This window comes from Streptomyces sp. V2I9 (assembly GCF_030817475.1).
Taxonomy (GTDB): domain Bacteria; phylum Actinomycetota; class Actinomycetes; order Streptomycetales; family Streptomycetaceae; genus Streptomyces.
This window is the reverse complement of the sequence record NZ_JAUSZJ010000002.1, coordinates 3,103,334-3,117,757: the sequence shown is the minus strand read 5'-3', so window position 1 is coordinate 3,117,757 and position 14,424 is coordinate 3,103,334. Positions and strand designations below refer to the sequence as shown.

Annotated in this window: 15 protein-coding genes and 1 tRNA gene; 5 read left to right on the top strand and 11 right to left on the bottom strand. The window is 70.1% G+C overall.

Translation table 11 applies throughout. From position 1 onward, the window contains the following. Positions 1-112: 112 nt before the first annotated feature. A complete protein-coding gene (locus QFZ71_RS13640; RefSeq protein WP_307668501.1) occupies positions 113-1,471 on the top strand; it encodes a hypothetical protein in 1,359 nt (452 codons plus the stop codon). A 163-nt stretch (positions 1,472-1,634) separates the two neighbouring features. Here the strand turns inward: QFZ71_RS13640 and QFZ71_RS13635 are convergent, their stop codons facing one another. Together QFZ71_RS13635 and QFZ71_RS13630 are read right to left on the bottom strand one after the other, a co-directional pair. After that, on the bottom strand, positions 1,635-2,435 hold the full coding sequence (locus QFZ71_RS13635; RefSeq protein WP_307668500.1) for an RNA polymerase sigma factor: 801 nt from the start codon (positions 2,433-2,435) through the stop codon (positions 1,635-1,637). Further along, on the bottom strand, positions 2,428-2,610 hold the full coding sequence (locus QFZ71_RS13630; RefSeq protein ID WP_307668499.1) for a hypothetical protein: 183 nt from the start codon (positions 2,608-2,610) through the stop codon (positions 2,428-2,430). The genes QFZ71_RS13635 and QFZ71_RS13630 overlap by 8 nt, the downstream gene beginning before the upstream one ends. A gap of 1,346 nt (positions 2,611-3,956) precedes the next feature. On the opposite strand from QFZ71_RS13630, the gene QFZ71_RS13620 reads away from it, so the two are divergent. Beyond that, positions 3,957-4,214: a hypothetical protein gene (locus QFZ71_RS13620; RefSeq protein WP_307668498.1), complete on the top strand. Its 258-nt coding sequence runs from the start codon at positions 3,957-3,959 to the stop codon at positions 4,212-4,214. Between the two features lie 62 nt (positions 4,215-4,276). Here QFZ71_RS13620 and QFZ71_RS13615 read toward each other — a convergent pair whose 3' ends face one another. The 3 genes from QFZ71_RS13615 to QFZ71_RS13605 all read right to left on the bottom strand — a co-directional run bounded on the left by QFZ71_RS13615 (position 4,277) and on the right by QFZ71_RS13605 (position 5,887). Next, on the bottom strand, positions 4,277-4,939 hold the full coding sequence (locus tag QFZ71_RS13615) for a bifunctional 2-polyprenyl-6-hydroxyphenol methylase/3-demethylubiquinol 3-O-methyltransferase UbiG (protein WP_307668497.1): 663 nt from the start codon (positions 4,937-4,939) through the stop codon (positions 4,277-4,279). Between the two features lie 59 nt (positions 4,940-4,998). Further along, positions 4,999-5,475, bottom strand: coding sequence for a hypothetical protein (locus tag QFZ71_RS13610; RefSeq protein ID WP_307668496.1), 477 nt, complete (start codon positions 5,473-5,475; stop codon positions 4,999-5,001). Between the two features lie 241 nt (positions 5,476-5,716). Next, entirely contained in the window at positions 5,717-5,887 is a 171-nt protein-coding gene (locus QFZ71_RS13605; protein WP_307668495.1) for a hypothetical protein, read from the bottom strand. Positions 5,888-6,004: 117 nt separating this feature from the next. Here QFZ71_RS13605 and QFZ71_RS13600 point away from each other — a divergent pair, with 117 nt between their 5' ends. Further along, a complete protein-coding gene (locus QFZ71_RS13600) occupies positions 6,005-6,754 on the top strand; it encodes an XRE family transcriptional regulator (protein ID WP_307668494.1) in 750 nt (249 codons plus the stop codon). A 42-nt stretch (positions 6,755-6,796) separates the two neighbouring features. On the opposite strand, the gene QFZ71_RS13595 is transcribed toward QFZ71_RS13600, so the two are convergent. The 6 genes from QFZ71_RS13595 to QFZ71_RS13570 all read right to left on the bottom strand — a co-directional run bounded on the left by QFZ71_RS13595 (position 6,797) and on the right by QFZ71_RS13570 (position 12,915). Further along, positions 6,797-7,534, bottom strand: coding sequence for a phage antirepressor KilAC domain-containing protein (locus QFZ71_RS13595; protein WP_307668493.1), 738 nt, complete (start codon positions 7,532-7,534; stop codon positions 6,797-6,799). A gap of 339 nt (positions 7,535-7,873) precedes the next feature. Continuing rightward, positions 7,874-8,695 (bottom strand): urease accessory protein UreD, encoded by an 822-nt coding sequence (locus QFZ71_RS13590; protein ID WP_307668492.1) that lies wholly within the window; start codon positions 8,693-8,695, stop codon positions 7,874-7,876. Next, a complete protein-coding gene (ureG, locus tag QFZ71_RS13585) occupies positions 8,692-9,393 on the bottom strand; it encodes an urease accessory protein UreG (protein WP_307668491.1) in 702 nt (233 codons plus the stop codon). Before ureG ends, QFZ71_RS13590 begins: the two co-directional genes overlap by 4 nt. 75 nt (positions 9,394-9,468) lie before the next feature. Further along, entirely contained in the window at positions 9,469-10,143 is a 675-nt protein-coding gene (locus QFZ71_RS13580; RefSeq protein WP_307668490.1) for an urease accessory protein UreF, read from the bottom strand. A 58-nt stretch (positions 10,144-10,201) separates the two neighbouring features. Next, on the bottom strand, positions 10,202-12,118 hold the full coding sequence (locus QFZ71_RS13575; RefSeq protein ID WP_307671448.1) for an urease subunit alpha: 1,917 nt from the start codon (positions 12,116-12,118) through the stop codon (positions 10,202-10,204). Between the two features lie 62 nt (positions 12,119-12,180). Further along, entirely contained in the window at positions 12,181-12,915 is a 735-nt protein-coding gene (locus tag QFZ71_RS13570) for an urease subunit gamma (protein WP_307668489.1), read from the bottom strand. A 596-nt stretch (positions 12,916-13,511) separates the two neighbouring features. Between QFZ71_RS13570 and QFZ71_RS13565 the strand changes: the two genes are divergently transcribed. Then, positions 13,512-14,105, top strand: a complete 594-nt coding sequence (locus QFZ71_RS13565; RefSeq protein ID WP_307668488.1) for an isochorismatase family protein — start codon at positions 13,512-13,514, stop codon at positions 14,103-14,105. 189 nt (positions 14,106-14,294) lie between these two features. Further along, positions 14,295-14,368: transfer RNA gene (locus QFZ71_RS13560), tRNA-Met, on the top strand. Positions 14,369-14,424 lie beyond the last annotated feature (56 nt).

Genomic DNA, 14,424 nt, shown 5'->3' with positions numbered 1-14,424 from the left:
GGAGCATGGCCAGATAGCGGTCTGCGCCCCTCGTGCGCACTTGATTGCGCCCCCTGTCGTGCCCTACCTTCCTTCGGCTCACGCCGCACGACAACGACGGGAAGGGCAGCTGGTGAACAAGGACGAATCCCAAGCCGTCAGGGAGATTCTCGACGGGCTGAGCGCCACCTCACACGTCCAAGTCCGCTCGTCCACCGAACTGGCTGCCCGCGTCTCCGAGGCCGCGGAGGACGAAGACGAGAAGCGGATAGGCAACGGGCAGGGGCCGCTTCGCCGACGCACCGACTACAAAGCCGTCCGAAACGGGCCGCGATCGCTGACCCTCACGCCCTGGCAGATCATTCACGCCATCGGTCTTGGGGCTGCTGCGGCCCGCCAAGGCGCGGGACGAGGACTCGCCGAACACTGGGGAAGCCTGCGCTACAACCAGGCCCTGGAGGCCAACCAGGGTAATTACCTGCAGCTGTCATCCGAGGGGCGCGACCTCCTGCGGTTCTACAAGGCCACCCAGTCCGGGGAGATCGGCACCGGCTTCGCCTCGCTGCTGGCCGAAGAGCTGGTCAGGTCCCGGTACCCCGACCACTCAGTCTCGGTGATCCCGGCAGACGTCGCCCTGAAAGCCGGCTGGACCCTGCGCAGCACCTCCGGAACGGGCACCCGTCCGGAGCCACTTCAACGACGGCCCCACTTCTTCGTCGAAGCCTGGCAACCGGGGCAGCCGTCCAAGGTCCTGTTGCTTTCCTCGAAGGGCACCCACAGCAGCGTTCGCCAGGTGCACAAGCAGCTCAGCACGGCCAGTGCGCACGTGGAGTCAGTGCACATCGGGCCTTACGGCACGGTCCCGTACCTGCTCATCGGGACTGAGATCCCCAAGAGGGAAAGTCTCGCCCTGCACATCCTGGAGGCTGAGGGTACGACCATCCTCCGCCCGCCCGGGGCAGCGTCAGAAGCAGACCTGGATCTCGCCCTGGTCCAGGGGAACCGCATGGCCGACGCCGTGAGGCACACGGGCCAGAAAAGGACGACCATCCCCGGGTTCCAGGTATTGCCCGAATCATTCGCCTGGTTCAGCATCGTGCTGGCACGGGCAGAGGCGGCCACGCTGACGGCCTTCACGGGAGGAGGCAAACCCACTGCCCAGTACCTGACCAAGGAGCAGGGGAGACGTCACTTTCAGCACGACGTTCACGCCAACACGGGCAGGATGCGAGACGCTGAGCACCGCATCCACGGGATCGACTTCGTCGGAACCGACCACATATACCGTCTCAACGGCACCCGCGTGGAGGTATTCTCCGGGCTTCAGAGGAGTCTGTACACGTACCTTCACCATGGGCGCGTAAATGAGTACCGTCGCGAAGTACACGCTCAACGTGGGCAGTGGCCGGGCCGCAGCACATCGGGGGCCTGGAACGCGGTGTCCATCCGCGCCGACGGAACCGTGATGGCCATTCGGCTCCAAGACGAGTGATCAGAGATGCCGCTGTTACACGGGGCATGACCCGGATCACCGGTGCCGAAGCCTTCTTCGACGGCTTCGGCGCACCCAGGGGATGCCGCGCCCTTCGCGCTGAGGGGCCGTGCTGCGCACCACGCCCTGTGCCTTTCGCAACAGGGCCTGCTCTCCGCCACGGTCAAAAGAGGCAACACATTATTGTCAGCGGCGATCTGGGTTCCCCTCCCAGGCTCATCAGCCTGAGGACGCCGCTGAGAATCCATAGTGAGAAGCGACGCCTCACGAGCCACAGCGCATAGGCCCCGAGGACCAGCGTGACCAGCACGAACCAGTTACCGGGCCACCATTGAACGGGCGGCAGCAAGGGGTCCGTACGGGGGGAGCGGCCAGCGGGGGCCTTCTGCTGGAGCCGGACGCCGACGACTGCGCCGAAGACCACCAAGGTCCCCGCAAGCGCGGCGGTGACGCCGACGCGCAGCAGGGCCATGCCGCGCGTGGTGTGGCGGGCCACGGTGCCGGGATGCCTGCCCGTGAGCACAGCGGTCTCCTCCCGGGTGTAGCCCAGAGCCTGGGTCGCCCACACCGCCGTGCGCTGTGGCGCCGACAGCTCACTCATGGCTCGGACGACCGTCTGCCGGTTGTCCACCAGGGCGCTGAAGTCGGCGACGTAAGGAAGCGGGCAGCAGAGCGGATCGGTGCTTCGCTTCACGTCCAGGAGGCGGTGTTCCGCGCGACGCGTTACCAGGTGCAGGATTTCGGTGCGCATGAGCTTGTACACGTAGGCGCGTGGCTGCCGCACGGCGCCGGGGTTCTGCAACGCCGTCGCGAACGCGCTACTCACGATGTCATCGGCGTCCACCACCGACGCTGGCACGTCGGCCTCCAGGAGGAGCTGGCGAGCCTTGCCCGTCATCTCTGCCCGGTACTGCTCAAACACCTTGCCCAGTACTTCGGCGCCCTCTTCCACGTGCTCAGCCACGCGTCTTCCTCCTCTCCTGCTTCCGCCTGGCCGGCGGAAGCTCAGCGGAGCGCCTGGCGCGGATGACCTCGGCCTTGCCTTGGGCCCGATTCCGGTATGCCGCGCTCTCCAGCAGCTTGTTCAGCCCCGGGATCAGCAAGAGAACCATCATGATGAGCACGCCGAGAATCTCCACGGCCCTACCTCCTCGTCATCGTCATCCCTCGACCGTTGCCCGCCTCGTACGGGCAGTGGCTGGATCACTTCGGAAGAGCCGTGAGTCCGCCGTTCTGATGACATCGACCTCAGGATTCTTCTACGAACCGCTCACGGGACCGCGCTACGTGCCGCACCGATACGTCCCTGGGGGTGCCTTCGAAGGTCATATCCAGAGGAGGACGGGGCGATGGTGGCTCGGCAGGACTCGCGGGCCTTGTCGTAGCGGGTTGCCAGGCCGCGCATTGCTTGAGGCGGCTGAAACAGCGTTCGATGACGTTACGGTGGCGGGCGGTAAGCAGTTCGGTTGAAAGCCGATGGGTCTGCCACCTCGCGGACCGCACCGGTGGAGGTCAGCGCTCTGATCGGCGCGTTCGGGGATGGTGTGCGGGATGCCGCGTCTGCGCAGATAGGCGTGGATCTTGTGGGAGCCGTAGCCCTGTCGCCAGTCAAACCCGCCGACCGGCCGGCCCCGGCGGAGCCCGACGGGTCTAGCAGGTCCGGCCGCCTTGCCGAGAGGCTCCGACTTGCCGGCACGCGTGAGCAATGCGTGAGCGGACGTTTCGGCAGAGCCCGCCTCCGTTCGGACCGCGCGGCACCGACCACCCTGTCCGACTAGGCAGTCCGGGACGGCGCAACATGACCAGGCACCACCCACCCTCTCCCTGCCGGGACTTTTAATCCGTTGGTTGTGGGTTCGAGTCCCACACGCTACCCATGGGCCCCAGGTCAGAGCGTTCCTCTGGCCTGGAGTCACTGCTTGTTCGGGTTCATTTCGGACACTCGCTCCGCCGATGCTCCACCGAAGCACAAACGATCATGTTGGCGATGCGTTCACCGCTGCCGTACCGATAGCGGGTCGTTCTGTTCCAGCCTGTCGAGCCACTCCATGACCGCGGCGCGCGGGTAGAGGGTGCCTCTGCCCACCCTGCGGCCCCGCCTCGGTCCGGTACCGCGATGCCGTATCTGACGCACGGCGTGCGGCGTCTTACGGAGGTGTGTCCCCCGCTGCGTGCCACGCGCGGACTGCCGCGAGATCGAATCGTCTGCCCCAGAGACGGACGGGCTCAACCGGGCAACCCATTTGCACCCAGCGGTTCACGGTCCAGTCCGAGACGGAGTAGAACTTCATCAGCTGCTTGGTGGTGAGGAGCGGGGCGGGCTCATGGGGTGTGGTCCTCTGCATGAGCAGAGCCTTCCTCGCTGGTGCGGCCGGTGCTCCACCCGAAGGTGGGGATTGAGCGGCCGGCGGTACCCCGAATGCGTGTAGCCGTCGCGCGTCGGGCATGACGCCGGGCCCAGGCTGCCGACCAGAGGAGAGCGCCCATGGATCCGGAAGAACGTGCCCTGCGGGCCCGACTCGCGGCTCACCAGAGCTGGGGCAACACCGCCGACCGTGCCGCCCGAACAGAGGGAGCCCGACGCGCCGCCGAGTCCAGGTTCGAGCAGGACGCCAGGAAGAAGCACCCGGGAGCCACGGAGGCTCAGATCGCCGCAGCCGCGGCGTCGCTGCGGAAGGCGCACTTCGTGAGGATGGCGCTTCTCTCCGCGCAGGCGCGGCGCAAGAAGCGCGGGGCCTCGTGAGAGGGCGAGCGAAGCAGCCCCCGCCTCGCGGGAGAGGATAGGGGCTGCGGTCTATGCCCAGGCTATCCCTGGGCGTGGACGAGCAGGGTGCCGATCTTCCTCGGGCCGGGCGGGGCAGGGATCACGCGGGCAGCCGCGGCGGAGAAGCCGTGTTCCTCGAGGAGGCCTGCCCACCGGTCGGGCTCGTAGTCCCACCGCTTCACGACCAAGGGGTCCTCGTCCTCGGACCGGGTGATGTACGAGGCCTGGCACCCGTAGCAGCCCTCGACAGGCGGACGCTGCGAGAACGCGAACACCCCGCCAGGGCGCAGCCGGCGGCGCACGGCGGGGAGGAGAGCGGCCGGGTCGGTGAACCAGGCGGCACCGAACACGGAGAACACCGCATCGAACTGCTCCTCGCCCTCGGTGAGGAAGCGGGTGGCCTCCGCCTGGTGAAGCTCCAGCTTGATGTCGGGCCAGCGGGCCTCCGCACCCTTGATCTGCGCCATGGACATGTCTACGCCGACGGGGCGCGCGCCGAGCGTGGCGACGTGGGCGAGGTTGCCGCCCTTGCCGCAGCCCAGGTCGAGGACATTGGCTCCCGGGGTGATGCTCAGGACTTCGGCGCCGGGCCCGTGGTCGGGGTACTGCGTCCAGTTGAACCAGGTCGTCTCGCCCGCCGCGTTCACCGGGCGTCGCTCCGGCTTCTGCTTCGAGTACGTGTCCCACGCCGCGGTCTCGGTCACTCTCGCTCCGTTCCTGGGGCCAGCCGCCCGGGGGTTCCGGGCGGCTGGCTGAGGGGTTGCTACTTCTTGCCGCTGTTCGGGCTGTCGCTGCAGCCCGCGTGGCACTGGCTGCAGTCACCCATCTTGGCGGTGTCGGGCCACAGATCGTGGTCGATTCGGTATCCCGCCGCCATGATGGCGCCGAGGGTGCGCTGCCGGGCGGCGCCGCTTCCCTCGCCGGTCTCGGCGTCCGGGGTGGGGACGTGGTGGATGAACCGGCCGGCGACGCGCTCGCAGAACTCGGCGTAGTCCACGGTGTGGAGGATCCAGGTGTGCCAGCCGACGTCGACCGCCTTGCTCGGGGAGAGCTCGGCCCCGGGCAGGGCGGCGCTGGCGGCGAGGAACGCGGCGGCCTGGCCAATGATGCGGCGCGCGGTGGGCAGCTCGGTGTCGGGGTGGTCCTTAGTGATGCGGGTGGCGAGCCGCTCCATCACCTCGGGGGTGATGAGGGTTGCCGGGTCGGTGGTGCCCACGGGACGCTCTAACGCGATGGTCATGTGCTTCCTCCTGTGGTGGACGGGTGCCCTGTGTGAGGGCGGGCCCGCCCCGGTCGAACGGGGTCCGTGCCGGGGCGGGAGTCTGTGGTGCCGGGCAGGCAGTGGCCGTCGTCGTGGACGATGATCCGTATGTCGGGCCCCGTCATGCGGGGGATCCACTGGACGGGGCCGTCGTCGACGACGTGGGCGCACAGCGCGCAGAGCCCGGCGCCGCGCGTTGACTCGTCGTCCCACATTGGGCTCACCGGCACCGGGGGCAGGTGCACGGCGGGAAGATGTGCGTCTTCTCGATGACGTTGCTGGGCTTGGTCTCGTACCGCTTGACCAAAGTGCGGTCGCCGGTCTTGGAGTCAACGCGGTAGACGTTGACGGTGAGTCCGGGCCGTGGGGTGCCGCTGCCTGTGGTGGTCACGGATTCAAGATGGACCTTGCACGGAGAGTCGCGCGGCGCCCGTACAGGTGTCAAACCGGCGTCATACGGGGTGTCATTTCGGTGTCATCCAGAGCGGGTTGGGTCTACCGTGCAGATATGGCCACACCGAACAGCACACTTCGGGCCGTCCGACTCGGCCTGCTCATGTCCCTTGACGACTTCGCCCGCGCGATCCGCGACGCCGGAACCCGCGCCGGCCAGCCCAACGAAGCGAACAAGCGGCTCATCCAGCGGTGGGAGTCCGGCGAGACCGCCGCACCCCGCCCTGTGTACGCCCGCGCCCTGGAATCCGTGACCGGGCTGCCCATCGAATCGCTGGGCTTCAACTCGGTGCCCGTCGCCAGGATCTCCGGAGACGGGCACGGCGGGCACGACATGCAGCCCACCGCGTCCCTCATCCCCGCGGCCCCCCAGGGCGACCCGCAGCCCGGGCGCCGCAACCACTCCGGGGTGTGGCTGTCCCGCTACGAGTACTTCTCCAGCGGGCGCGACAGTGCGTTCGTCGGGCAGCACTACGTGGTGCTGCTCCAGCACGGCAACCGGCTCACCGCCCGCTCCTTGCCCGGGTCCTCGGACAGCCCGCTCACCATGGACCTGGAGATAGACGGTCACGTTGCGACGGGCACCTGGACCGAGCAGACCGCCACGGACGGCTACTACCGGGGCGCCCGTTACCACGGGGCGGTCCAGCTCCTTGTCGAGACGACCGGTCGGCGGATGACCGGCAAGTGGGTCGGGTTCGGGAAGGAGTTCGACGTGAACACCGGGCCTTGGCAGCTGGTGTTCCAGGACGCGTCGACGAACAAGGCGACCCTGGCCGCGTACAACAAGCGGCCCGAGGCATGACGAAAGGCCCCCACCGCCGAAGCAGTGGGGGCCGTGGTGCCGTCAGGCTGCGGGGCGCTGCTCCCACAGATCGACGACGAGATCGATACCGCGGGCGGTGGCATAGGCCGTCGGGAAGTTGAAGCCGTTCTTCGTCTCCTGCTTCACGACGAACTGCCCGGCGTCCTGGTACGACTTGCGCGGCATGTTGCGGCCGCCGCCGTACCGGGACGTCTGCTTTCGGTAGACGTCGATGTCAACGAGCCACCCGGTGAGCGTCCTGACGTTCGTGTGGAGCGGGTCGGCGAGCTCGGTCATCCCGCAGAGACCCTCGGCGTTGAGGAAGGCGTCCCACTTGCCGGCCTTCGGCGCCGCGATGGAGAGTTCCCGCTTCGTCGCGACCAGTTCCTTCGCGGCGGCGACGTACTGCTCGGCCAGCGCGAGGACGCCCTCGGGGCTTCCGACGTCCGGCTTCGCGGCGAGCTCGGCTTCCCTCGTCTTGAAGGCGAAGTACGTCTTCGCCGCAGCGATCTGCGGCTTCGAGGAGTCCCCGTTCAATGCCACCTGGTAGGCGCCGAAGCGTGTCAGTCGGTAGTCGTCTACCTCCTGGCGGCCCCACCGGCCCCCGCTGATCACTTTACGGGCGCCCGTAAAGTGATCAAGAGGCTCCATGCCGCTGTCGAGGATCGCCAGCTTGGCCTTGGCGATCACCTTCTCGAACTCCTGCCACTTGCTGTACCCGGCGAGCTGCTGGAGGTCGCGGGCGGACCAGCGCTCCTCGCCCCGGTGGTCGAGCAGCATGATTCGATCGAATGGACTAGACCCCGCACTGTTGCCATGGGGGCCTGACACTGTAGTGGGCAGGGGCCAGGTCAGTGGTGCCAGGAGGTGAGGGCCAGGTCGACCGGCGTCGAGCCGACAGGCGCACGTGCCCGATACGGGGGCTTCCGATGGGCGCGCGTGTGCGGCACGTAGCCGTTGCGGGTGGTCCTGCGGCGTTTCTCCGACCCGCGCCGGTCCGTCTCCCTCCGGTTGCCGACCATGAGGCCGCCCTGTATCAGCAAACCGCTTCGGGCGGACCCACCGGCCCGTCCCCGGCGGGCTCCCCAGCGCGCGGACGGTCCGGCGGGTCCGGGCGGATCAGTGGGACAGGTGGGCGGTGCGGGCAGCGGTGAGCAGGTGGCGCAGGCGCAGGCCGTCGGGGGCGAGGGCGGTGATGAGCGCGGCGGGGCCCGCGAGGGGGGCGAGGACCGCCAGTCCGTCCTGCGCGGTGTCGGTCAGGACGCGGGCGGCGGGGGGTGCCGCCTCGGCGTCGGGTTCGACGATGAGGAGGGTGCCGGTCGCCCGGTGATGGGCGAGGACGGCCGGGCCGTCCCAGCCGGGGGCCCCCGGCCCGTAGTCCGCCTCCTGGTCGAGAAGCACATGCCCGCCGCGACGGACGGTGAGCCGGGTGGTCACGCGGCCGGGTGGTTCACCTGTCCGTCCGAGAACCAGCTCCTCGCGCAGGACCAGCCGTGCGGTGGGGGCCAGGTCGACGGTCCAGCTCTGCCGCAGGTTGCTTCCGGCGGCGCTGATCAGGGGCTTGGGCAGCCAGCGGAGTTCCGCGCCGTCCGCCACGGACAGGTGGACGTCGTAGGTGGCGGGTGCGGTGGTGGGGCCTCTCAGGGCGAGGGTCGCGGCCGCGGAGGTGACGTGCAGGGCGGCCCCCCGCCGGGCGGCGGCCTCGATGCGCAGGCGGTCGCCGCCGAGGGGAGCGCTCATGGCCCCGACGACGCAGACCCGCGCCTCGGCGCCCCGCGAGCGCAGCCGCCGGAACTCGAAGGGGCCGTCGCCGTCGAGAACGGGCAGGACGGTACCGCCGCCCCGGACGGCGGCCGTGATGCGGGCCGTGGCCCGTACGCCCACGGCGGCCGTGCTCCGGGGCGGCGGAACGACGGGGGCGGTGGCGGAGACGGGCGTCATGCGGGACCCGCGGCCCAGGTGGTGAGACGTTCACGGACCCAGTCGGCGACGGGCTTCACGCCGCCCTCCTCCTTGAGGGAGGTGAAGGCGACCGGAAGGTCGCCGCGCTGGGCCTCGGCGTCGCGTGCCATCGCGTCCACGTCGGAGCCGACGTGGGGGGCGAGGTCGGTCTTGTTGACGACGAGGAGGTCGGCGGTGGTGACGCCGGGGCCGCCCTTGCGGGGGATGTCGTCGCCGCCGGCGACGTCGATGATGAAGATCTGGGCGTCGACCAGTCCTTTGGAGAAGGTGGCGGTGAGGTTGTCGCCGCCGGACTCGACGAGGATCAGGTCGAGGGGGCCGACGGCCTCCTCCAGGTCCTCGACCGCTTCGAGGTTGGCGGAGATGTCGTCGCGGATCGCGGTGTGCGGGCAGGCTCCGGTCTCGACGGCCTGGATCCGCTCGGGCGGCAGGACCGCCTGCCGGAGCAGGAAGTCGGCGTCCTCCCGGGTGTAGATGTCGTTGGTGACCACGGCGATGGACACCTCCGTGCGCAGGGTCCGGCACAGGGCCGCGACGGTGGCCGTCTTGCCGGAGCCGACCGGACCGCCGAGCCCGATCCGCAACGCGCGGCGGGTGCCGTCGGGGCGCTCGGGGGCGGAGGCGCCGTAGGTGTGGCGGTGCGGGAACTTCTCGTCGAGATCGTGGTCGAGGTGCATCCGGTTTCCTTGGGTGGGGTCTCGTCGTCGGTGTGGGGCGTCCCGGTGCCGGACCGGTGTGCCCCGGTGGCGGCGTCAGGAGGCGAAGAGGCGTGCGGGCCGGGCGGCGTGCTGCTGGGCACTGATGTCCAGCAGCGGCGCGGAGGCCGCGGGCAGGGCGCCGACCCCCTCTTCTGCGACGCGTCGGGCCGACGCGGCGGCGGCCGCGGCGACGTGGTCCAGCTCCGGCGCCAGGCGGGCGAGCACGGTGCTCGCGTCGAACGGGTCCAGGCTCAGCAGCCGGACCGTGGCGGTGGCCGGCCCGCTGACGGTTTCGTACACCGCCGCGTACGCGGCATCCAGCGGACCGAGTCCGGCCGAGCGGGCGGCCACGCCCAGCACCACCGGCTGGTGGGCGCCCCGTGGCAGCGCCGCCGCGAGCGCGTCGAGTTCGGCCGACGGCCACGTGGCGCGGGCCGCCCGCATCATCTGCCGGCCCAGCTTGCGGGCGGTGTTCCGCAGGGCGGCCACGGGGGTACGGGCGTCGGCGGCCCGGTCCAGCGCCAGCGGGTCGTGGCCGGTGGCGGCCGCGGCGGCGAGCGCCGCCGCGACCAGCCCGGCGGTGTGCAGCCGCCCCCGGCAGAACTCCTCCAGCGTGCCGGCGTCCGTGATGCGGCCGGCCGCGACCGCCGGTTCGGCCCCGCCCGAGTGGGCGTGGCCTCCGGCGGGGAACCGCCCGTCGGCCAGGATGAGCAGCGCGGCACGGTTCATTCGTCATTCCTCTGCTGGACGGCTCGGCTCGGTTCGGCTTGCTGTGCTCCGGGGAGGCTCAGAAGAGGAAGTAGCGCTGAGCCATGGGGAGTTCGGTCACATACGCGCGGTCGACGATGTGGTCGTCGACAAAGGTCGTCACGTCCGTCACCTTCGCTCCGCCGATGATGACGTCGTAGGTGTCGGGATCGATGCGGACGTGCGGGGTGGCGTGGTTCTCCTTCATGTGGGCCTTCTTGACGCCGCGCGTGTCGGTGATCGCCTTGAACCGCTTGCGCAGCGCGGACCGCTCGGCCAGGCCGTTGCCGAGGGCCCGTTCGGTGACGAAGTTGTACGAGAGGGAGCCGGGCGCCAGGCCGGTGGCCCCCCACATGGGGCGGGGGAGGACGGGCTGCGGGGTGGGGATGGACGCGTTGGCATCGCCCACCTGGGCGTAGGCGATCTGGCCGCCCTTGATGACCATGTGGGGCTTCACGCCGAAGAACTTCGGCTCCCACAGGACCAGGTCGGCCAGCTTTCCGGTCTCCACGGAGCCGACGACGGCGTCGATGCCCTGGGCGAGGGCCGGGTTGATGGTGTATTTGGCGACGTACCGGCGGGCGCGCCGGTTGTCCGCCGGAGGCGGCTGGACCGCCGGGGTCGTGTCCACCGCCGCTTCACCCCGCGCCGTCCCCGCCTGCGAGCCGTTCTCCGGCTCGTCGCGCGGCCGGTCCTCCTCCAGGAAGCCGCGGCGGACCTTCATCACGTGCGCGGTCTGCCAGGTGCGCATGATCATCTCGCCGATACGGCCCATGGCCTGGGCGTCCGAGGACATGATCGAGATCGCGCCGAGGTCGTGGAGGATGTCCTCGGCGGCCATCGTGGAGGGCCGGATCCGGGAGTCCGCGAAGGCGAGGTCCTCCTCGACCTTCGGGTTGAGGTGATGGCAGACCATCACCATGTCGAAGTGCTCCTTGACCGTGTTGACGGTCAGCGGACGGGTGGGGTTGGTGGAGGCGGGCAGCACGTTCGGCTCGCTCACCATCCTGATCATGTCGGGGGCGTGGCCGCCTCCCGCGCCCTCGACGTGGAAGACATGGATGGAGCGGCCGCCGATGGCGCCGATGGTGTCCTGGACGAACCCGGCCTCGTTCAGCGAGTCGGCGTGGAGGGCGAGCTGGACCCCGGTCTCCTCGCACACCTCCAGGCACCGCTCGATGACGGCCGGCGTGGCGCCCCAGTCCTCGTGGATCTTCAGGCCGAGGACACCGGCGTCCACCTGCGCGAGCATCGACTCCTTCGACATCGTGGCACCCTTGCCGAGCAGCCCGATGTTCACCGGCGCACCGTCCAGCGCCTCGAAGATCCGGCTGATGTGCCAGGCGCCGGGCGTGACCGTGGTCGCCGTGCTGCCCTCCGCCGGGCCCGTACCGCCGCCGATGAGCGTGGTGACCCCCGCCGCGAGCGCCTCGCGGACCTGGTCGGGGCAGATGAAGTGGACGTGCGTGTCGATCCCGCCGGCGGTCAGGATCCTGCCCTTGCCCGAGATGACCTCGGTGTCCGGACCGATGACGAAGTCGGTGGGCCGGGGGCCGATGCCGTTGTGGGGTTCCGCGCCCTCGTGGAGCGGATCCATGGTCTCGGGGTTGTACGCCTTGCCCAGCGCGACGATGTTCCCGTCGCGAAGGGCGACGTCCGCCTTGACGATCCCCCAGTGGTCCAGGACGACCACCCCCGTGATGACGGTGTCCGGGGGGCTCGCCGTCGCGGAGCCGGCCGGCTTCCCGCGCCCGGTTTTCGCCGGGTCGCGCGGCACGACGGACATCCCCATCGACTCGCGGATCACCTTGCCTCCGCCGAAGACCATCTCGTTCCCGCTGCGACCGGGGCCTCCCGACCAGTCGTCCTCGATCCTGATGCTCAGAGCGGTGTCGGCGAGGCGGATACGGTCACGGACCGTCGGCCCGAAACGGTCCGCGTAGGCGGGGCGCGTCAGCGGGTCGGAGGCCGTCGGCTCTTCCGGGCAGCAGGCGCAGTCGGGGCACTGAACGGTGGCACTCACATCTGCTCCTCGGCGAACGAGCCCGTGACCTCGGCGAACGAACCCCTGACCTCGTCGAGCGAGCCGTCGACCTTCTCGGGCAGGCCCTCGATCCTGCCGCGCAGGCCGTGGACCACCCGGGCGCCCTCGATGGGGACGAGCTGGACCTTCTCGGTGATGCCGGGCTCGAACCGCACCGAGCTGCCGGCGGGGACGTTCAGACGCCTGCCCCACGCTTCCTCGCGGGCGAACTCCAGCCCGTCGTTGGCCTCGGCGAAGTGGTAGTGGGAGCCGACCTGGACGGGCCGGTCGGTCGGATTGGCGACGACCAGCTCCGTCACCTGGCCGAGCTGCCTGTTGCGCTCGTTGAAGACCACCACCTCGTCCCCCTTCACGGGGGAGAAGTCGACCTTCCCCGGACAGGTGTCCGGCCCCTCGTCCTGGCCCGCCTCCGGGAACGGACCGTGGATGGTGACCAGCTTCGTCCCGTCCGGGAACGTGGCCTCCACCTGTACGTTCTCGATCATCTCGGGGACGCCCTCCATGACCTCCTCCCGCGCCAGCACCTTGCGGCCGGACGCCATGAGTTCGGCCACGGTCCTGCCGTCCCGCGCGCCTTCGAGGACATGGACGATCAACAGCGCCATGGTCTCCGGGTAGTTCAGCAGCACGCCGCGGGCCCGGCGTTTCTCCGCCACGTCGGCGGCCACGTGCAGCATCAGGCGTTCTTGCTCGTGTGGGGTGAGGTGCACAGACAGATCCCTGCATCGGCTTCCGCCCAGGACTTCTGCCCCGGGCCGCGAGTAGGACACGCGGCCGCGCACCTCCGCGGCGCGGGAAGCCTCGATGACGCCGCTCCCGCGCTCCTGGCGCAACACGTTTGTCGTTCCTGGCCGTTCAGGCCCCACTCGACGTGAGCCCATCGTGATCATGCGGACAGGGCCCGAAGCCGGGTATGGGGCGCGGGGCACCCGAATGAGTGATCACGGTGGCGAAGGAGCTGACAGCGGGAGCCGGAGCCGGGGCCCCTTCCTCCCGTGGCGCCGGGGTTTCCGTCCGGCCGCCTTCCAGAACGGCGGACGGAGGGCAGCGGACACCGCCCGGGGACGAGCGCTCCGCCGAGCGCTTGGGCAGACCCCGCGAATCGTTCCTGCGGTGAACGTCTGCGTCCGGGTGGGGGAGCGGCCGCCGCCGGGCACGAGCCGGGGGCGCGAAGGCCGGTAGAACACGGAGGGATCGCGCTGCGCTCACCCCTCCACCACGCTCCGCGTGGACCGGGCCGAGAGACTCCGCAGCCGTCCTGACCGCTGTTCCCATGTTCCAAGACGTGAGTGAAGGGGGCTCGTCCATGAGCCGGGGCTTGATCGTCGTAGACGTCCAGAACGACTTCTGCGAAGGAGGCAGCGTTCCCGTGGCAGGGGGCGCGCGCATCGCGGCGAAGATCGCCGACCTGGTGGAGCGGAGCGCCGGCCGGGACTACCGGTACATCGTGGCCACCCGTGACCACCACATCGACCCCGGAGGCCACTTCTCGGAGAACCCGGACTTCAAGGACAGCTTCCCCGTGCACTGCGTGGCCGGGGAGGAGGGCGGAGAGTTCCACCCCCACTTCGCGCCCGCTGCCGCCGGCGGCAAGATCGACGCCGTCTTCTTCAAAGGCGCGCACAGCTCCTCCAAGAGCGGCTTCGAGGGCGCCGACGAACAGGGCACGCCCCTGGCGGACTGGCTGCGCGCCCGCGGAGTGGAGGACGTCGACGTGGTGGGCATCGCCACGGACCACTGCGTACGCGCCACAGCGCTGGACGCCGTGCGGGCCGGCTTCCGTACGCAGGTACGCCTGGACTACTCCGTCGCCGTCGCCCCCGACACCGTCGACTCCACCCTGGCCGATTTCCGCGAGGCGGGCATCGCCGTATCCGGGGAAGCCCCTGTCCCGCAGTAATCCCCGCCGCCCTCCGCGACCCGAGGGACGGCCGGTCCCGGTTCGGTCCGCCCCACCGGCACGGGCCGACCGCCCGGCGGCCGCCGGGCTTCCGCCGGTCCCGTGCGCGGCCCGGAGCCCGTGCTCGGGGCCGCCCCGGAAAACATGGTCGAACGCGCTCCGGCAATGCCGTACAGTTGTGTTTACCGACGCGGGGTGGAGCAGCTCGGTAGCTCGCTGGGCTCATAACCCAGAGGTCGCAGGTTCAAATCCTGTCCCCGCTACTGAAGGCCCGGGCCCGGCACGCTGTCAGCGTGCCGGGCCCGAGTCGTTTCCGGGC